Genomic DNA, 18665 nt, shown 5'->3' with positions numbered 1-18665 from the left:
TTCAGACAGCTTTCAGGAAATGATCCGCGAGAGACGTGAGGGCGACCTCGATCTGCTCGCGCTTGCCAAGATCGCGTACGGTGACGGCACCACGAGTCATTTCATCCTCGCCAACCAGAACCATATGAGCGGCTCCTGACTTGACCACGCGTTCCATACGCTTCTTGAGCGATGAGCGTGTTTCCAGTTCTGCAGCCAGCCCGGCACCACGCAACGCCTGCACGGCCGCAATTGCAGCGGGAAGTGTGGACTCCCCTGTGGGAAGGACCGCAACCGGACGAACCTGCTCCGGAGCGCCGTCAATCAGAAGGGCCAGACGCTCTATTCCGCCAGCCCAGCCAATTGCCGGTGTCGCAGGCCCACCCATCTGCGCTACGAGCCCTTCATAGCGGCCACCTGCCAGAACTGTTCCCTGCGCCCCAAGACGATCAGTAACGAACTCAAAAGCCGTATGGCTGTAGTAATCCAGACCACGCACGATATGCGGGTTCTCTACAAAAGCGACCCCGAAGAGATCGAGCTTGCGACGCAGATCGTCCCAGAAGGTGCGTGAAGCCTCATTCAGATAGGCTCCGAATTTTGGAGCGTCACTCAGGAGAGCCCTGTCCTGGGCGGATTTACTATCCAGAATACGCAGCGGATTGGCTTCAAGTCGCGCGCGGCTCTCTTCCGAGAGCAATTCGGCATGAGACTGGAAGTAGGAAACCAGCGCCTCGCGCCAGGCCTGACGACTTTCCAGATCACCAAGTGTATTGATTTCGAGCGTTACAGCATCACCCAGACCCAGAGCCTTGAGAATAGTCTGGGCCATGGCAATAGTCTCGGCATCCATCAGGGGATCGGAGGCACCCAGCAGCTCGGCACCAATCTGATGAAACTGACGAAAGCGTCCCTTTTGCGGGCGTTCATAGCGGAACATCGGCCCGTTATAGAACACGCGCTGCGGCAACGCCTGCGTCAGTCCGTTCGTGACAAAAGCCCGGCAGATAGCGGCCGTACCTTCGGGACGCAGGGTCAGGCTGTCACCTCCCCTGTCCTCGAATGTGTACATCTCCTTTGTAACGACATCGGAGGTATCGCCCAGCGTACGGGAGAAGACACGCGTATCTTCAAAAATGGGCGTGGACCATTCCTCATAGCCATAGCGACGCGTTATCTCACGCGCCGTTTCAACTACATGGGCGTGACGGCGCGCCGTGTCACCAATCAGATCATGCGTACCACGAACCGGCTGCAACTGGTTCATGACCTCAGACGCCTGCCGTCGCGAGAGCCGCTTCAGCCTGCTGGGCAGCTTCCTGCTCGGCCTTCTCAGCCTCGATCCTGGCCACACGCTCTTCAACCAGATCGATAATATGCTCGATCATGTCCTGACCTTCGTTCAGACGATGATCCTGCTTGCCGGCCGAATAGACCATGTGACGCCCAGCGCCACCACCGGTCACACCCAGATCGGTCATCAGCGCCTCGCCCGGACCATTCACCACGCAGCCGATGATTGAAAGCGTCAGCGGCGTCTTGATGTGCTGCAGGCGGTCTTCCAGGGTCTGTACCGTTTCGACCACATTGAAGCCCTGACGCGCACAGGAGGGACAGGAAATGATCTTCACACCGCGATGGCGCAGACCAAGCGATTTGAGGATGTCCCAGCCAACCAGCACTTCCTCTTCCGGAGGGGCGGAAAGCGAGACACGCATGGTATCGCCCACACCGGCCCAGAGCAGATTGCCCAGTCCGATCGACGACTTCACGGTACCAGCACGCTTCGACCCGGCTTCGGTAATGCCGATGTGCAGCGGATGGTCGCACACTTCGGCAAGCTGCTGATAGGCTGCGACAGCCATGAACACGTCCGAAGCTTTCACGCTGATCTTGAACTCGTGAAAGTCATGATCCTGCAGGATCTTGGCATGCTCGAGGGCGCTTTCAACGAGCGCATCAGGGTTGGGCTCACCGTATTTCTCAAGCAGATGCTTTTCGAGGGAGCCGGCATTCACCCCGATACGGATGGAACACCCATAATCGCGAGCTGCATTCACGACCTCACGCACGCGTTCGGCACTGCCGATATTGCCCGGATTGATACGCAGACAGGCTGCACCGGCCTTTGCTGCTTCGATGGCACGCTTGTAGTGAAAATGGATGTCGGCCACGATCGGCACATTCACTTCACGCACGATCTCGGCAAGGGCTGCCGTGCTTTCCTCGTCAGGACAGGAGACGCGCACGATATCCACGCCTGCAATTTCGGAAAGACGGATTTGCTCGATCGTCGCTTTCGCATCGGAAGTAAGCGTGTTGGTCATGGTCTGGACCGAAATCGGGGCATCGCCGCCGACAGCCACCTTGCCAACATGAATCTGACGGGATTTGCGACGTTCGATATACTGGTAGGGGCGATATCCGCTCATAATCTCGTCTCCGTAACGGAAACCGAAGCCAGTTCAGTTCCGGTTTCCGGGGGAAAGCGTCGGAAACCCGGTTCCATGTCGCACCCCCCTGTCTGTGTCATGCTGACCAGTGCACTTCCTGATGAAGCACCCTGCCCGATTTGTTGAAGCCGTGTCTGACCGCTGTCGATCAGTGACCGTGCCTCCTTAGTCGTTTCCCAGTCCTCTTGGACCAACCGGGAGTAGAATTCCGGTATGGATGAGGCTTTAGCGCGGCTGCGCCGTTTGTTCCAGCTGGCGCGCATTCAGACGGTCGGTTTCCGACTCATGTCCTGTTGTCGTCATTTTTGGAACGATTGGCGGCTTTTTCAAGGTTGGCGAAGCATTCTGTCCCGATCCTGTGTCCGGAGAGACTACCCCTCTATTGGGAGCAGGAGCTGCTGCTGGCATAGCCGTGCCTGCTGCTCCCGTCTCCTGTCCGAGCTGGCCATTGCGAATAGCCTCTGCCGTAACGACCAGACCACGCCGCACGGCGCCCACTCGCCCGAGCGCCGCCGTTGTCACGTCGCCTGCGCTCAGGGACAGTCCACCGGCATTGCCAAGCGTCATGCGATAGGGGCCGGCATCTTCTGCTCCCTGCCAAGTCTCGCCAGCTTTCAGCACGCGGCTCAGGACGATCGCTCCTGTCTTGTCCCTGATCGACACCCAGGCATCTGCAGCGGCATGCAGGACAATCATGTTTGCGGCAGCCGGGGATACTGGCGGCGTTTCTGTAGCCGTGGAGTTTGCGCCCGGGGGTTCCGGTCTGGTCGTTATCGGCAGGGAGGATTGAGCTGTTTCCGGTTGCGGCGTGACTGCAGGCGGTGAGAGCGCAGCCTGATCAGGCTGCGCCAGAGAGGGCGATGTTGCACCATTTCCTGCCCCGGTCACACCGGCAGATGCCGGAGACACTGGCTGATTCCTGGTGGGCTCGACGCCTTCCGTGGATGGCAAAGGCGGTGTTGTACCTGTACCGGAGCCGGTGCAGTCTGGGGCGATGGCGCCAACCCGCGATCAGGCATCACGGCCGCAATCTGTGGCGAAGGTGTACCATGCTGGGTCACACCCGGCATGATCTCGGCCACTGGTGGCATCTGATGGGTCGGTGCCGGATCTGCGCCAAAGAAATGATAATAGCCGATATAGGTGCCAACCAGAACGGCCAGTCCTGCTCCAACCCAAAGACCGACAGGTACCCCTCGCTCGGAAACAGGTTCCGGAAAGCTCAGCTCCGGCTTTCGATCAAGCGCGCCGCGCGTGTCCTGACGGAATCGTGCAACAGCGTGATCCGGATCCATGCCGAGCGCATGGGCATAGCTGCGCAGAAAGCCGAGCGCATAGGCGCTTCCCGGAAAAACACCCGTATCTCCCTCTTCCAGGGCAAGAAGATAGGTTTCGCGGATGCGCAGCCAGTTTGCGACATCAGACAAAGCCCAGCCAAGCTCCTCGCGTCTGGCGCGCAGGTCATTCCCTAGGTCGCGTGCGCCCTGGCCACTACCACTCTGCCACCCCGGGATACTGTCTGTCGTCTTCTCTGGCATGATTACCCGACTGCGATCTCAGAAGAGCAAGGATGCCCGGTACGCGCCTCTCTTGCAACCAGAGCATCAACCGCCTGCTCTACCAGATCATGCAGGATATCAGCCACAGGACGAACGGCCTTGACCATCCCCACAGACTGACCGGCCATCACCGAGCCCTCTTCCACATCTCCCTCGATCACTGCACGACGCAGGGCTCCTGCCCAGAAATGCTCTATCTCGAGCTGCGCCTCTTCCTTGCTCAGCTCTCCTGAGGTGAAACGTGCCAGTGTCGCCGCCTGATGGGCCATGAAACGACGCGTTCCCGCGTTATTGAGACCACGCACAGGAATGACCGGGAAGCGCTCATCAATCTGGTTGGAGGTCACCGCGTCACGGGCAGAGGCACGCACAAAAGCCTTTTTGAAAGCGTCATGCGCGATGCTTTCGCTGCTGGCCGCGAAAAGAGTGCCGAGCTGCGCACCCGATGCCCCCTGCTCCAGATAGCCCAGCACCGCATCACCACGCGCCAGACCACCAGCAACAAAAACAGGTACATCATGGATATGCGGCAGGATTTCCTGCGCAAGCACGTTGAGCGAAACCGGACCGACATGACCCCCGGCTTCCGACCCTTCGATAACCAGCGCTTCGATACCCTGTTTCACCAGACGTTTGCCAAGCGCCAATGCCGGTGCAAAGCCAATGGCCTTTGCACCACCGTCACGCACCTGCCTGATCGTTGCTGCACCGGGAACACCACCGGCAAGGACGATATGTCCGACCTTGAGTTCCAGACAGACATCCACCAGACGATCCAGCTCGGGGTGCATGGTGATGAGATTCACGCCAAAGGGCTTGTCAGTCAGAGCCTGGGTCGCTGCGATCTCCTCGGCCAGACGATCGGGCATCATGGCGCCGCAGGCAATCACACCAAATCCGCCGGCATTCGAAATTGCCGAGACAAGATTGCGCTCACTCACCCAGGACATGGCACCGCCCAGAATGGCGGTTGGCGTACCAAGAAATTGGCAGCCTGGCGCCCAGAGACGATCGAGGGTCGCACGCGCTTGCTGGCGGTTATGATCGAGATCGGTCATGCTCATTCCCCGTCCAGCCCATAGGCCGTATGCAATGCGCGCATGGCCAGCTCCATGTATTCCGCATCGATCAGCACCGAGATCTTGATCTCGCTGGTCGAGATGACCTGAACATTGATGCCACGCTCTGCCAGGGTCTGGAACATCGTGCTCGCCATGCCGGAATGAGAACGCATGCCGATGCCTACAACACTGATCTTTACAACGTCATTTGCCGTATGGATCTCACCATACTGGATGTCCTTGCGCGCGGCTTCGAGAGCGGCAAGTGCGCGGGCCTGATCGCCTTTTGGCACAGTAAACGTCATGTTGGTTGATCCGTCAGAGCCAACGCTCTGGACGATCATGTCCACATTCACACGCGCTGCGGTCAACGGGCTGAAAATAGCGGCGGCGATGCCCGGACGATCCGGAATGCGGCTCACCGAGATCTTCGCCTCATCCAGGGAATAGGCGATCCCCGTGACCAGTTCCTTTTCCATCATCTCGTCCTCATCCACCACCAGTGAGCCAGAGAGTTCCGTCTCGGGCTCGAAACTTGACAATACGCGTACGCGCACTTTTTCTTTCATCGCCAGCCCGACCGAACGGGTCTGGAGTACCTTGGCGCCTACCGAAGCCAGCTCCAGCATCTCCTCAAAAGTGATGCGATCCAGCTTTCTGGCTTTTTTCACGATACGCGGATCGGTGGTGTAGATGCCATCGACGTCGGTATAGATATCACATCGGTCTGCTTGATAGCCGCAGCTACGGCAACGGCAGACGTATCGGATCCGCCGCGTCCAAGTGTGCTGATGCGCTCGCCGGGGGCCACGCCTTGGAATCCGGCAATTACCGGCACCTCTCCCCGTTCCATGCACGCGATCAGCGCTGCCCCTTCCACATCGCCGATACGGGCCTTGCCGTGAGCATCATCAGTGCGAAAAGGAATCTGCCAGCCTTGCCACGAGCGGGAAGGTACGCCCAGTGTCTGAAGTGCAATAGCTGTCAGACCACTCGTTACCTGTTCGCCACTGGCCACGACAGAATCATATTCGCGTGCGTCGGCCATGGGGTCGAGCGCCTGCACATACCCCACCATCTGATTGGTTACGCCGGCCATGGCAGAAACAACCACGGCAACCTGATGCCCCTTGTTGCGCTCAATACGGACACGTTCGGCAACGGCGCGTATGCGGTCCAGATCAGCCACTGAGGTTCCACCGAACTTCATGACGATCCGGGTCGGGCGCTGGTCTGATGACGTCATAATGGTGCACCTGGCTCCGTACGTAGCAGAAAGCGGTCAATCACAGAGCGCCTGGATCGGATTTTCCAGCCTGCGATGTTGCGCAAGGAAAGGCCGGTCACATACTAAGTCCAGCTCGCGCCGTCCAGATACTCTGGTAAAACGGACTCATTTCTGTTTTTTTGTGGAACCATAATGCCAGATAACGCCGCCTCTTCCGTTTCTGATCGCGAGATCGCCCATTTTGATCAGCTGGCCGCGACCTGGTGGGACCCGAAAGCCCATGAAGCCCCTGCATGACATGAACCCCATGCGGACGCAGTGGTCGATGCGCATCTCAGACGCCTCGAAGGCCTGAGGGGGGCACCCTCTCTCTCCTCGATATCGGCTGCGGTGCCGGCCTTGCCAGTGAAGCCTTTGCCCGAATGGGCCATGACGTACTTGGGCTCGATGCCTCTCCGGAAGGCATCCGCGCAGCAGAAGCCCATCTTGCGGCCTCCCCCTTACCACTAGGATCAGGCAGACTGACCTATCGCAAGAGCAGTGCCGAAGAACTGGTGCGTGAGGAGCAGAGCTTTGATGCCATTTCGGTGCTCGAAGTCATCGAACACGTCAACGACCCGCAGGCGTTTCTGGCACTACTCCGCTCCCTGACACGGCCAGGCGGATTGATAGCCGTCTCGACTCTTAACCGCACATTGCGCTCACTGGCAGTAGCAAGATCGGCGCAGAGTATATCGCACGTCTCTTGCCGATCGGTACGCATGACTGGAAGAAGTTCATCAAACCGGACGAATTGCATCAGATGGGACGTGCTGTCGGTTTGCGGATGATAGATGTCGCGGGAATGAGCTATCGTCCGATGCATTGGCGTATCACACGTGATACCAGCATCAACTATATCACCATGTTCGTTCGCGACTGATAATCCGGCTTGCTTCTGCAAAAGAAGCACCCGGTCAGTGTGACGCGGGGAGGCAAGCAGAGAATTCCCGCCTGCCTCCTTCGGCTTCAGACCTCAGTGTCCATGAAGGCAAAGGTGGTCGGACTGCCAACCGGCGTAAAATTCTCTGTAAAGCCCAGCTGGCCGCTCGCCTTGTCGACACGGAACGACGTTACAGCGTCGCTGCGCTGATTGGCACAGAAGAGGAAGTTACCTGATGGATCGAACATCATGGCGCGACCGTAATCGGCATGCATCCACGCTTCGTCCTGCAACGTAAGCGTACCATCCTCGCCAACCTTGAACACTGCAAGAGAGTCACCAAGACGGTTCGACGCATAGACAAAGCGATCATCGGCCGAGATCAGAATTTCAGCCGCCAGCGTGCTGCCACGGAAATGTGACGTAACCGTACTGACCGACTGAAGGTTGTTGATGGCACCCGTCTGCGGATCGAAGGCGCTGACAACGATCTTCGAATCCTGCTCGCAGAGATTGTACATCAACTTGCCGGAGCGATTGAACTGGAAGTGGCGCGGTGCGCTGCCCGGAGTCATATCGTAGTACGGCACCTTGGCCGGCACGAGCTTGCCCGTTTGCAGATTCAGCGTCCAGACATAAACCCGATCAAGCCCGGCATCATCGGCGATCACGAATTTCCCGCTCGGATCGCTCTGGATCATGTGAGGGTGGGATCCGGAATGATCCGAAACGGCAAAATTACCCTGCGGGTTATCTGCTGCACGTTCGGGCTGGCGCGGACCGGTATTGTGAACAACGTCGGTAGCGGGACCCAGAGAACCGTCAGGACGGATCGGCAGCACGCCGACAGAACCACCCATATAGTTGGCGACCAGGACATAACGACCGGAGTGGTGCACGCTCAGATGCGCCGGAACGGCACCGCCGGAGCTGACCGTATTGAGCTTCTTGAGAGAACCGGTCTTCCGGTCAACGGCAAAAGCCGTCACTGAGCCATCACCATCCTTGTTGAAATCGTCGATCTCGCTCAACGCGTACAGAAAACGCTTGTCATGCGAGAGCGTGATAAAGGAGGGGCTGGCAATATCCGTAAAGGTCGTGACCGGCGTCAGAACGCCGCTCTGACGGTCCATTTCGAAGACAGCAATTCCCTCGCCATTACCAGCCCCACCCGGAGGCGCATGCTTGGTATAGCCCCCGACGAAACAGATCGTTTTCGAAACCGGTTTGGGCGGCGGTGGCGGCGCAGCTGGCGTTCGATCGGTGGCATCCTGTGCATGCGCTGTGGCGCATCCAAGCAGTCCAAGTGTACCCAACGCAAAGCCGCGGCGGGAAAGGGTCGTCTTCATGGTCTGATCTCAAGCTCCTCGGATGGCCTTCCCACTCAGGGCAGTTTGCATTCCGGCCCGATAGTGCCCCGATACCGGGTCCAGGTCTGCGTCTTGCCAAAAAGGGGAATTCCCAGAATGAAACCGCGCAGCTTGAGCACATCAGAAGACTCGGCATGGATACGGGCGTCGTAGGTACGCCCTGTCTCCGGGTCGAGAATATGCCCCTGCCACGCGTTTTCGTCCTTGCTTAAGCGGAAATCGGTCAACATGACCAGCCCACATTGTGACCGGCCCCACACATCCTTGGGAACAGGGCCATCGTACTGCATACCGATCAGCTTTCCGCAAAGCGTATCGCCACAATGACCGATCAGGAACACACCATCGTGATCCTGCGAGAGCCACAGTCCTTCTTCCGGTACAGGCGGAGTCTGTACGCCCTGAGCCCGGACAGATGTCAGCGAAGACGCTGGCAGCAGAATCAGGCTCCTAGGACACACAAGGCCCGAAACAGAGAGGAACGTAGCCGACCCTTTTCAGGAATCAGAATGGTCGATCCATGGGATCGGAGTAAAGTCCACGCCTTCATCTTCGAGTCTTTTCCTCTCGGAGCTGCTCATCGTGCCATAGATGCCACGTTCAGAACGGCGCTCTCCCTGATCCTGCCCATTATGACGCTTCAACGCTTCCACAGCAAATCGGTCACCGACATTATCGCACTGTGCTTCCACCTCCTTCCGTACAGCATGTAATGCCATGCGCAACTGGTCGGCGGGGGTAATGCGCTCGATATCGACGGTGCGTGATACAGCAGGCGCCATGAGACTTTTCTCGATCTCAGTCGATTCACATCGCGGACAGGAAACGAGACCAGTCTCACGCTGCCGGTCATAGGCCTTCCCACTGGGAAACCATCCTTCAAACTCATGTCCGGCAGGGCAGTGCAACCGATAGCAGATCATTTCGTGCCGAGTATCTCGTCAAGCTGACCCGTAGCATCCAGCTGCATCAGCTCAGTACAGCCCCCCAAAGCACGATCACCGACAAAAATCTGCGGGACAGTACGCGCACCACCGGAACGACGGATGGCATCTTCTCTCTCGCTCGTTCCACGCGGAGCATCGATTTCCTCAAATACAACGTGCTTCGATGCCAGAATCTGCACAGCGCGTACGCAGTAAGGGCAGCCTGGCTGGGTATAGATTTCAATTTTCTGCACGATTGGTCTCAGTCCTTGCTGCTAACTCTCACAATATTGCTCGGCCTCACCGGCAAGCCTGACAGTGCGCGCAGCTACCAGAAGATCCACCTGCCTCGCACCCGCTTCCCGAAGACGCCTAGCGCAGATGGCGGCGGTGGCGCCTGTGGTCAAGATATCGTCGACGAGAACAATATGCCGCCCGGCTATCCTGTGATGCAGAGGCGCCCTCACACTGAATGCCTCTTCAAGCACCTGCGCTCTCTGAAGTCGCGCAAGCCTCGCCATGGCCGGGGTGCGACGATGACGAATCAGGGCGTCCGGCAGCAGGATGAGACCATGCCTCTTGCGCGCAATACAGCGTGCCAGCAGGGCTGACTGGTTGAAACGCCGATGCCAGAAGCGATAACGATGCATGGGAACAGGGACAAGATACTCGGCACCGTCGAGAATATGGGCAGCGCCAGACATCATGGCACGTGACAGAAAGGGTACCATATCAAGTCGATCGGCATATTTGAGTTGCAGGATCAGTCGACGTGCAGTGCCCTCATAGAGCCAGGCTGCATGAGCCCTGCTCCACGGATTGGGCAAAGAACCACATTTGGCACAGCGCCCCTGTGTATCCAGATAGGCCTGGGAAGGAACCGGCAAGGCGCAATGAGAACATAACAGGACATTTGCAGGAAGCGCACGGAAACAGCTGACACAAACAAGTCCAGCTGAAGTGGTTTCTCCGCCACAACACAGACAGGTTGGCGGAAAAATCCAGTCCAGGCCGGCTTGCGCCAGAACTGTCAATGATCTCCCGACTCTTCTCATTCCATCACGACCAGGTCGACAAGCTCTGTATTGACGAGAACCTTCCCCTGATTCTCGAAATTGATCGTCACACGATGGCCGACAACACTCTGGACCTGTCCGATACCCCAGTCAGGACAATCGGGATGGGTCACGAATTGACCGGGTTCATAAAAGCTGATGATCGACCTCATCAATCGACCGGTCGCACGGCACTGGAAAAACCTTCGATCCTGGGCAGAAACACACCCCGACATTCGAGCAATCCGGCCAGACGCGTGATCATGATACTACACGCCCGATGGTCTTTTCCTTCCACACGCGCCACCAGTGCCGGTTGCGTATTGGAAGCCCTCAGCAGCCACCATCCCTCTGCCTCCCGCACGCGCAAACCATCGATCAGGGTCATATCCGAGCCCTCCGCCTGACAATGGGCTATGATCTCTTCGATCACGCCAAATTTGATATTATCAGGACAATCAAACCTGAGCTCCGGTGTCGAGACCAGTCGGGGCAGACAAGCGCAGAGAGTAGAAAGCGTACGCGTTTCTCCTGCCAGCAAGTCAATCATACGAATGGCGGCATAGAGACCGTCATCAAATCCCGGCCAGCGATCGGCAAAGAAGAAATGTCCTGACATTTCTCCCGCAAACATCGCTCCCGTCTCACGCATCGCCGACTTGACCTGCGAATGGCCACTCGGACACATCACTGCCCTGCCACCAGCATCACTCACGCCGTCAAAAAACGTCTGGGACATTTTCACATCGCCCAGAATCACTGCCGCACGTTTCTTGTGAAGGATCGCCTGAGCGAAAAGAAGACACAGTCGATCCGCCGGAACAAGCATGCCGGTCTCGTCCACCACACCCAGGCGGTCTGCATCTCCATCAAACGCCACCCCAAGATCGGCACCAGAGGCGATGACTGCCTGTTGAAGCTGGACCATGTTTTCGGGAAGAGTTGGATCAGGGTGATGAGCCGGAAACAGCCCGTCTACTGTTCCGTTCAGAACAAGATGCTCCCCGGGCAGAAGCGCAATCAGCGCCGCAAGAGCGCGAGCAGCCGAGGAATGACTATTATCCCACACAACACGCAGTTTTCTCGTGCGGTTGATCAATCCTTCCGACAGGGCATTTTCGTAATGCTTGTCGCCCTGATATCTGTCGACCCGACCCCGAGTAAGGGATTGTGCAACACCCTGCTTTAACAGATGAGCCAGAGATTCAAGCGTCTCTCCGAAAAAAGGCTGGTTCCCGCGCAGAATCTTGAAGCCGTTATAACCGATGGGATTATGGCTTCCCGTTACCATGATGGCGCCTGCGGCCTGCTCCCTCGCAGAGGCGAAATAGAGCTCAGGAGTTGCACAGCATCCGAGACGGGTAACAGCCATGCCGCCCGAGACAAGACCTTCAACCAGCGCCTGTTCCAGCACCGGAGAACTGTCGCGTCCGTCATGACCGACAATCACATCCTGCTGACCGCAGTCTCGCAGTACACATGCAAAAACGACGCCCAGACTATGGGCGTCGTTTTCGAACAATGTCTTACCAACAATCCCACGGATATCATATTCCCGCAGGATCGAAGGATGAAACTCATGCCTGTGAAGCATATCCATCAGGCATTGGCATATTTCTTGATGAAACCACGCATGGCCTCGCGGAGATCAGGACGTTCCAGAGCGAAGGCGATCTGTGCTTCGAGGTAACCTGCCTTGTCGCCGCAATCATAACGGATGCCATCATAGCGCAGACCATGGAAAGGCGTGTGGCCGATCATCTTGGCCATTGCGTCAGTCAGCTGAACCTCACCACCGGCACCACGTTCCAGCTTTGAAAGATGGGTCATGACATCGGGAAGCAGGACGTAGCGACCGATAATGGAAAGATTGGACGGCGCGTCCTCAGGCTTCGGCTTCTCGACCAGCCCCTTTACCTCGACCAGCTTGCCGTCGTCGGTGCCCACATCCAGAATACCATAACGATTGGTATGTTCTTTGGGGACCTCGGAAACAGCAACGACGTTGCCGCCTGTCTGATTGTACACGTCGACCAGCTGGGCAATACAGCCCTTCTCGCCCTGTACGATATCGTCAGGCAACAGAATGGCAAACGGATCATCACCGATAAACGAGCGCGCGCACCAGATGGCATGTCCCAATCCAAGAGGCTCCTGCTGACGCACAGCAGCAAGTGAGCCTGCCTCAATAGAGCTTGGCTGGAGCGTTTCCAGCAGGGCGTTCTTGCCGCGTTCCCGCAGGGTGGTCTCAAGTTCAAAAGCCACATCAAAGTAATCGATAAGGCTGTCCTTGCCACGCCCCGTTATAAGGCAGAACTGCTCAATTCCTGCTTTTCTGGCTTCATCAATTGCATACTGGATCAGAGGGCGGTCGACGACCGGCAGCATCTCTTTTGGCATAGCCTTGGTGGCAGGAAGAAAACGTGTTCCCATACCAGCAACGGGGAGAACAGCTTTTTTGAGCGGCTTAATCACGTTATCCGACCTCTAGATTTTACAAACTATTGCGGCATCGATCGGGGTATTTTAGTCAGAATTATACCCGAATACGACGTCGCAGATTACACGGATAGTGTTTCACATCCAGTATATAGAAACAAAACTCAGGCAAAGTGATGGCATGGATGCGAAATGTCACAATCAGCAAGACACAAGAAAGTCGCCAGCTTGCTGAAAGTTCATTTTCTGGAGATCAGTTTTGGGATTTCTTTGAACTGGCACCCCCCGAAGGGGGTGCTTCCAGTTCCTATGGTGCGGTCGAGAAGACTCGAACTTCCACGGGGTTGCCCCCACAAGCACCTCAAGCTTGCGCGTCTACCATTCCGCCACGACCGCATCGTGACAAGCGGGCCGCTCTGGGCGATACCGCTCGTGTGAAGGGGGCTATAGCCGATGACTCATGAGCAGGCAATCGCCGAAACGGCGATTTTCGACAAAATATTCTGGAAAAGGGAAAAAGAACTGATTTCCTATGAGGTTGCGCTGCGTGAAATGCAGAATCGCGCCGCAGCCATACGGTCAGGTGAAGCCGAGGAACGCCTGTGGTTTCTGGAACATCCAAGGCTCTACACAGCCGGGACCTCGGCCAAGCCGGCAGACCTTATCAACCCGGATGATCTGCCCACTTTCGAGGCGGGGCGCGGGGGGCAATGGACCTATCACGGACCCGGTCAGAGAATCGTTTATGTAATGCTTGACCTCCAGCGTCCGCATGGTCCCACGCCGGCGCGTGATCTGCGGGCTTTTGTCCAGAGCCTGGAAAGCTGGGTCATTGCCAGCCTTTCCAGCCTGGGGGTCACAGGTCGCACGGAATGCAACCGGATCGGCGTATGGGTTGATGATCCGATATCCGGTTGTGAGACGAAAATCGCTGCCATTGGCATAAGAGTGAGTCGCTGGGTGTCATGGCACGGCATCTCGATCAATCTCGATCCGCGCCTGGGCGATTTCGATGGCATCATTCCCTGCGGTATCAGGGAGTATGGTGTGACAAGCCTCAGACGCTTTGATCCGACTCTTACGATGGAAGATCTGGATAACGCCCTGCTGTCCCACTGGGGTCAGTTTTTTGGCACGGATCCGGTTTCCGTAACATCGGAAAGGGACAGCACTATCCTGTTGCCACGCGCGTCCACACCATCCACCGTTGAAAGCTGAAGTGTTCCGTTTCTGTCGATGAATTGCAGGGTCAGGAGGCCCTGGGACGGATTGTCTGCTTCTGCGAGCGATATCTGTGCTGCGCCCGGCGCCATATGGATATCGGTCACCCGAATCGCACCCGTAAAGCGCACTGGTACATGAAGAAGCAGACCCAGCGGGTTGCGCGCCAGACTCATCCTTGTCACGGCTCCTGTCTGGGAATCGTTGAGCACAAGGTGCTTGCCCGAGGCCCTAAGGGTCATGACATGGGGGGAGACATAATCAAGGGCCAGCGCACCGGACGATAGTCAAACTGCCCTGCCCCGCGATTCTGGCCCGGCCCTACCTGAACGAAATGACCTGTGAACGTAACAGGCCTGTTGAGCACTGTCTCGACGCGATGAGCATCACGCTGCTGCGCAGGAGAGAGCCCATCCATGCCATTGACCGCGCACCCGGCCAATGCACCCAGAAGCGTCAGTGCCGGAAGCCGGCGCAGCATCGCTCTCATTCTTCACCGGGGGCTGAAAGAGAGAGTGAGAGGGCGTGAAGCCCGGAGGCGAATTCGGGCTTGAGAAGCTCGTTCACAAGCCTGTGCCGCGCGACACGGTTCATGCCACCAAAACGATCACTTACGATGGAGATGGTGAAATGGGTCTCATCTCCCTCAATACCGTTGCGTCCGGCATGATGCGCATGGCGTTTGCTGTCATCACGTATGACCAGCTCGACGGGCTGCAACTTCGCCTGGAGCTCGGTCTTCATACGCGCAGCGCGTTCCTTGAGGTCACTCATGAGCACTCCCTTCTTGCATCAATCACTCTTACAACGCACATAAACCCGATCATGCAGCGCAAATCCACAAGACACAGGGCATTCGACCCCGATCCTGACGCGCCGGAGCGTTACTGCGACATGCCAAACTGCACCGAGCATGCAGGATATCGTGCACCCAAGGATCGAACACAATTACGGCAGTATTTCTGGTTCTGCCTTGATCACGTCCGCCAGTACAATGCGCGCTGGGATTTCTACAAGGGTATGACACCAGGGCAGATCGAAGCCCAGCTGCGCGCCGATATCTCCTGGCAACGACCCTCATGGAAACTGGGAACACGTGGTGGTCAGAGTTTCGATGAGGAAGAGGTTCTGGATCCTCTTGATATCCTTTCATCTACTCGCGCCAAACGTGCCCAATCGGCAAAACGACGCCACCAGCAGGCACAGGAAGCCGCACCACCGGGGCTCAGGGATCATCTGCGGGCACTTGCGCTTGACTGGCCTCTGACGGTTGACACACTCAAGACACGCTACAAGGAACTTGCCCGAAAACATCATCCTGATGCCAATGCCGGGGATCCGGCAGCGGAAGACCGCTTCAAGACCGTAAGCGTGGCCTATAGCGCGATTCGCGCCCATTTGATCAGTCTCTAGGCCGGTTTATTGCGCGTTTCCCTCTGGCCATCAGGGGAAACATGACCATATCTTGGCGGCAACCAGACAAGACAGAATGTCGCCAGACTGTATGAAAGACGGATTGAACCCATGAGCGATCTCGCCTCTATCGACGCACCGGAAACGGTTGTTACCGCCGAACAGAACGCGGTGCCGACCCATGTACTTGGCGCGCCTGATCGGATCGTATCTGCCCGTGAGGTTTTTGGCATCGATTGCAACATGGAGGTTCCCGCCTTTTCCATACGCACCGAACATGTGCCTGATATCGACCACAGCTACCAGTTCGACTGTGACACTACGCGCGCGATTCTGGCCGGTTTTGCCAATAACAGGCGCGTCATGGTGCAGGGCTTTCATGGCACCGGCAAATCGTCGCATATCGAGCAGATTGCAGCCCGCCTTAACTGGCCAACTGTCCGCATCAATCTCGACAGCCATATTTCGCGTATCGACCTGATCGGCAAGGACGCTATCGTCCTGCGTGACGGCAAGCAGATTACCGAATTTCGCGAAGGGCTTTTGCATGGTGTCTGCAACACCCCGTGGCGCTGATCTTCGACGAGTATGATGCAGGCCGCCCTGATGTGATGTTCGTCATCCAGCGCGTTCTTGAAGCCGAGGGGCATCTGACCCTGCTCGACCAGAACCGCGTTATCCGTCCACATTCCGGTTTCCGCCTCTTCGCAACCGCCAATACGGTCGGACTTGGTGACACAACCGGACTCTATCACGGTACGCAGCAGATCAATCAGGGACAGATGGATCGCTGGAACATTGTTGCTTCTCTCAACTATCTGCCCCTTGACCAGGAAGTCGGGATTGTCCGCGCCAAGCTGGGTCTGAGCGAGGAACCTGCCATCACCAAGCGTCTGGAAAGCATGGTGGCACTTGCCAACCTGACCCGCTCAGGCTTTATGGCCGGTGACATTTCGACTGTCATGTCACCACGTGCGGTCATTACATGGGCCGAAAACGAGCGTATCTTTGGTGATCTCGCTTTCGCATTTCGTCTCACCTTCCTCAATAAATGCGATGAGGCCGAGCGCGGAATTGTAGCCGAGTACTACCAGCGCTGCTTCAACCATTCGCCTCTGAACAGCTGAAAGGGGCAGGCCCATGGCTTCCCCCAGGCCAAAGACGCCAGACAGGAACACGACAGATCTTGCCTTGCCCGGCAGTGAACGCACAGATGCCTTTCGCCGTGCAACGACTGCGGCTTTGCGCGCCATGTCAGGTGAGCCAGAAACCGAGATCAGCTTTGCCGCGTCGTCAGCAGCCAGTCAAAGCAAGGGTGTGCAGCTCCCTTATGTTTCGCGTGCACTCACCCCTCAGGAAATGCAGCGTGTGCGTGGCGCTGCAGATGCCGCTGCGCTCAGGCTGCGACACCACGACTCAAATCTGTCCCCCCTGCCCCTGAACGCGGAAACCCCTGAGACGCGCCCACTCTATGACACGCTGGAACAGGTGCGCTGCGAGGTGTTCGGTGCCCGGCATATGGCGGGGGTGCAGGCCAATCTGCATCACAAGCTTGTGCAGGATTGTCTTGATGGCGGCTACGGTCGCATGACGACACGCGACACCATGCCTGCCTCGGTTGCTCTGCCTTTACTCGTACGCGAGGCCCTGTCGGGCGAGGCAGCGCCTTCCCAGGCGGGAGCCGGACTGAAAGCCTGGCGCGACACGCTCTCACCTGATGCCCGACGTGCCCTGGGCAGACTTGCCTCGTCGCAAATGGACCAGACGCGTTTCGCCGAGGCCTGTTCGGGATTGTTCAAGGCCTTTGATCTGACCGATGAGCCGGAGCAGAATGAACAGAGCGAGACTGACGATCCTGATCAGGACGACGACAGCCAGACGGAATCCGATCAACCTGAAGAGGAGCCCTCACCCCAGAATCAGGATGACAGCGACACACATGGCTTTCAGCCCGAACCGACTGAACAGCCTGACAGCCGGGATTCAAGCGATTCCGATCTTCAGGATGAGGGCGCCGAACAACCGGCCGGTACACTTGACGATGACGCAAGCAAGGAAGGCGAAACAGCCAGCACCGCCCCGGCCTACAAGATTTTTACAACGGCTTTCGACGAAGAGGCCGATGCTGCAGAGCTTTGCGATCCTGACGAGCTGGCCCGGTTGCGTCAGCAACTCGACCAGCAACTGAGCAGCCTTCAAGGTGTGGTATCCCGGCTTGCGCATCGTCTCCAGCGCAAGCTTATGGCCCAGCAGCAGCGCTCTTGGGCATTCGATCAGGAAGAAGGTATTCTGGACGCGGCGCGTCTGGCCCGTGTGGTGGCCAATCCGACGCTCTCCCTCTCCTACAAGACAGAACGACAGGCCGAATTCCGCGATACCGTCGTCACGTTGCTGATTGATAATTCCGGTTCCATGCGCGGACGCCCGATTTCTGTTGCAGCCATGTGCGGTGACATCCTCGCGCGTACGCTGGAACGCTGTGGCGTGAAAACAGAGGTTCTCGGCTTTACCACACGCGCCTGGAAAGGCGGACAGAGCCGTGAACGCTGGGTTGCTGCCGGACGCCCTGCCGATCCGGGGCGCCTGAACGATCTGCGCCATATCATCTACAAGGATGCAGATACTCCGCTTCGTCGAGCCAGAAACAATCTGGGACTGATGCTTCGCGAAGGATTGCTCAAGGAAAACATTGATGGCGAAGCCCTGCTCTGGGCATGGAAACGCCTGCGCCGCAGACCGGAGCATCGTCGCATCCTGATGGTAATCTCGGACGGAGCTCCGGTTGATGACAGCACGTTCTCGACGAACCCCAGTTCTTACCTTGAGGATCATCTGCGCTCTGTGATCGCGCGGGTCGAAGCCTCTCCCGAAACCGAGCTTCTGGCGATTGGAATCGGGCATGACGTCACACGCTACTATCGCAATTCCGTCACGCTCACCAATGCCGAAGAGCTCGGCGGTACAATGATCCAGCAGCTCTCGGATCTCTTCGTCGCCCGATAAAATGATCTGCCCTGCCCCGGTAACCAACAGCCTTCC

The 18665-nt window shown here is 57.4% G+C and carries 19 protein-coding genes, 1 tRNA gene and 3 pseudogenes; 5 read left to right on the top strand and 18 right to left on the bottom strand.

The genetic code is table 11. The annotated features are described in order from the left end of the window. Nucleotide 1: 1 nt before the first annotated feature. From hisS to JCM25354_RS16095, 6 genes and pseudogenes are all read right to left on the bottom strand, one after another. Nucleotides 2–1246, bottom strand: a complete 1245-nt coding sequence (gene hisS, locus JCM25354_RS02565; RefSeq protein WP_025884849.1) for a histidine--tRNA ligase — start codon at nt 1244–1246, stop codon at nt 2–4. A 4-nt stretch (nt 1247–1250) separates the two neighbouring features. Further along, the gene (ispG, locus tag JCM25354_RS02560) at nt 1251–2411 is read right to left on the bottom strand and encodes a flavodoxin-dependent (E)-4-hydroxy-3-methylbut-2-enyl-diphosphate synthase (RefSeq protein ID WP_025884848.1); all 1161 of its coding nucleotides are present in this window, start codon (nt 2409–2411) and stop codon (nt 1251–1253) included. A gap of 246 nt (nt 2412–2657) precedes the next feature. Next, the gene (locus JCM25354_RS19730; protein WP_051537167.1) at nt 2658–3341 is read right to left on the bottom strand and encodes a RodZ domain-containing protein; all 684 of its coding nucleotides are present in this window, start codon (nt 3339–3341) and stop codon (nt 2658–2660) included. Beyond that, nucleotides 3317–3970, bottom strand: a complete 654-nt coding sequence (locus JCM25354_RS19725; RefSeq protein WP_051537166.1) for a helix-turn-helix domain-containing protein — start codon at nt 3968–3970, stop codon at nt 3317–3319. The genes JCM25354_RS19730 and JCM25354_RS19725 overlap by 25 nt, the downstream gene beginning before the upstream one ends. 2 nt (nt 3971–3972) lie before the next feature. Then, a complete protein-coding gene (locus JCM25354_RS02550) occupies nt 3973–5049 on the bottom strand; it encodes an NAD(P)H-dependent flavin oxidoreductase (protein ID WP_025884847.1) in 1077 nt (358 codons plus the stop codon). A gap of 2 nt (nt 5050–5051) precedes the next feature. Next, nucleotides 5052–6298 (bottom strand): annotated as a pseudogene (locus tag JCM25354_RS16095) (aspartate kinase). Between the two features lie 174 nt (nt 6299–6472). Between JCM25354_RS16095 and ubiG the strand changes: the two are divergent. After that, nucleotides 6473–7202: pseudogene (ubiG, locus tag JCM25354_RS16090) on the top strand (bifunctional 2-polyprenyl-6-hydroxyphenol methylase/3-demethylubiquinol 3-O-methyltransferase UbiG). 86 nt (nt 7203–7288) lie between these two features. Here ubiG and JCM25354_RS02525 read toward each other — a convergent pair. The 9 genes from JCM25354_RS02525 to JCM25354_RS02485 all read right to left on the bottom strand — a co-directional run bounded on the left by JCM25354_RS02525 (nt 7289) and on the right by JCM25354_RS02485 (nt 13388). Next, nucleotides 7289–8551: a lactonase family protein gene (locus tag JCM25354_RS02525; protein ID WP_025884846.1), complete on the bottom strand. Its 1263-nt coding sequence runs from the start codon at nt 8549–8551 to the stop codon at nt 7289–7291. 35 nt (nt 8552–8586) lie between these two features. Further along, the gene (locus JCM25354_RS02520) at nt 8587–9033 is read right to left on the bottom strand and encodes a DUF2147 domain-containing protein (RefSeq protein ID WP_025884845.1); all 447 of its coding nucleotides are present in this window, start codon (nt 9031–9033) and stop codon (nt 8587–8589) included. Between the two features lie 36 nt (nt 9034–9069). Continuing rightward, entirely contained in the window at nt 9070–9495 is a 426-nt protein-coding gene (locus tag JCM25354_RS02515) for a DUF1178 family protein (RefSeq protein ID WP_025884844.1), read from the bottom strand. Further along, nucleotides 9492–9752: a glutaredoxin 3 gene (gene grxC, locus JCM25354_RS02510; RefSeq protein WP_025884843.1), complete on the bottom strand. Its 261-nt coding sequence runs from the start codon at nt 9750–9752 to the stop codon at nt 9492–9494. Before grxC ends, JCM25354_RS02515 begins: the two co-directional genes overlap by 4 nt. Before the next feature lie 21 nt (nt 9753–9773). Continuing rightward, nucleotides 9774–10553: a ComF family protein gene (locus tag JCM25354_RS02505; protein WP_025884842.1), complete on the bottom strand. Its 780-nt coding sequence runs from the start codon at nt 10551–10553 to the stop codon at nt 9774–9776. Continuing rightward, nucleotides 10550–10726 carry a DUF3553 domain-containing protein gene (locus JCM25354_RS02500; protein WP_084294607.1) on the bottom strand — a complete coding sequence of 59 codons (177 nt, stop codon included), beginning with the start codon at nt 10724–10726 and terminating at the stop codon, nt 10550–10552. The genes JCM25354_RS02505 and JCM25354_RS02500 overlap by 4 nt, the downstream gene beginning before the upstream one ends. Then, nucleotides 10726–12153 (bottom strand): phosphomannomutase/phosphoglucomutase, encoded by a 1428-nt coding sequence (locus JCM25354_RS02495; protein WP_148301348.1) that lies wholly within the window; start codon nt 12151–12153, stop codon nt 10726–10728. The genes JCM25354_RS02500 and JCM25354_RS02495 overlap by 1 nt, the downstream gene beginning before the upstream one ends. Then, nucleotides 12153–13028, bottom strand: coding sequence for a UTP--glucose-1-phosphate uridylyltransferase GalU (galU, locus tag JCM25354_RS02490; protein WP_025884839.1), 876 nt, complete (start codon nt 13026–13028; stop codon nt 12153–12155). Before galU ends, JCM25354_RS02495 begins: the two co-directional genes overlap by 1 nt. Nucleotides 13029–13302: 274 nt before the next feature. Then, nucleotides 13303–13388, bottom strand: a tRNA-Leu gene (locus JCM25354_RS02485). A 57-nt stretch (nt 13389–13445) separates the two neighbouring features. Here JCM25354_RS02485 and lipB point away from each other — a divergent pair. Further along, nucleotides 13446–14210 carry a lipoyl(octanoyl) transferase LipB gene (lipB, locus tag JCM25354_RS02480; RefSeq protein WP_051537164.1) on the top strand — a complete coding sequence of 255 codons (765 nt, stop codon included), beginning with the start codon at nt 13446–13448 and terminating at the stop codon, nt 14208–14210. Here lipB and JCM25354_RS22000 read toward each other — a convergent pair. Genes JCM25354_RS22000 through JCM25354_RS16080 form a run of 3 tightly spaced genes read right to left on the bottom strand, consistent with a single transcriptional unit; the run spans nt 14114 to nt 14987 of the window. Next, nucleotides 14114–14455, bottom strand: coding sequence for a LolA family protein (locus tag JCM25354_RS22000; protein ID WP_243443839.1), 342 nt, complete (start codon nt 14453–14455; stop codon nt 14114–14116). The genes lipB and JCM25354_RS22000 overlap by 97 nt on opposite strands. Beyond that, a complete protein-coding gene (locus JCM25354_RS21995; protein ID WP_025884837.1) occupies nt 14452–14694 on the bottom strand; it encodes a hypothetical protein in 243 nt (80 codons plus the stop codon). The genes JCM25354_RS22000 and JCM25354_RS21995 overlap by 4 nt, the downstream gene beginning before the upstream one ends. A 5-nt stretch (nt 14695–14699) precedes the next feature. Next, nucleotides 14700–14987 carry a BolA family protein gene (locus JCM25354_RS16080; RefSeq protein ID WP_035446607.1) on the bottom strand — a complete coding sequence of 96 codons (288 nt, stop codon included), beginning with the start codon at nt 14985–14987 and terminating at the stop codon, nt 14700–14702. Nucleotides 14988–15038: 51 nt separating this feature from the next. Here JCM25354_RS16080 and JCM25354_RS02465 point away from each other — a divergent pair, with 51 nt between their 5' ends. The 3 genes and pseudogenes from JCM25354_RS02465 to JCM25354_RS02450 all read left to right on the top strand — a co-directional run bounded on the left by JCM25354_RS02465 (nt 15039) and on the right by JCM25354_RS02450 (nt 18629). After that, complete coding sequence (locus JCM25354_RS02465) at nt 15039–15626, top strand: DnaJ domain-containing protein (protein ID WP_035446606.1); 588 nt, start codon at nt 15039–15041, stop codon at nt 15624–15626. A 111-nt stretch (nt 15627–15737) separates the two neighbouring features. Continuing rightward, nucleotides 15738–16753 (top strand): annotated as a pseudogene (locus tag JCM25354_RS16075) (AAA family ATPase). 13 nt (nt 16754–16766) lie between these two features. Then, a complete protein-coding gene (locus JCM25354_RS02450) occupies nt 16767–18629 on the top strand; it encodes a cobaltochelatase CobT-related protein (RefSeq protein ID WP_025884835.1) in 1863 nt (620 codons plus the stop codon). The last annotated feature ends 36 nt before the right edge of the window (nt 18630–18665 follow it).

Origin of the sequence: Asaia prunellae JCM 25354, from assembly GCF_000613885.1 — a bacterium.
Classification (GTDB): domain Bacteria; phylum Pseudomonadota; class Alphaproteobacteria; order Acetobacterales; family Acetobacteraceae; genus Asaia; species Asaia prunellae.
The sequence above is the reverse complement of the archived record's forward strand: the minus strand, read 5'-3'. Positions and strand labels throughout refer to the sequence as shown.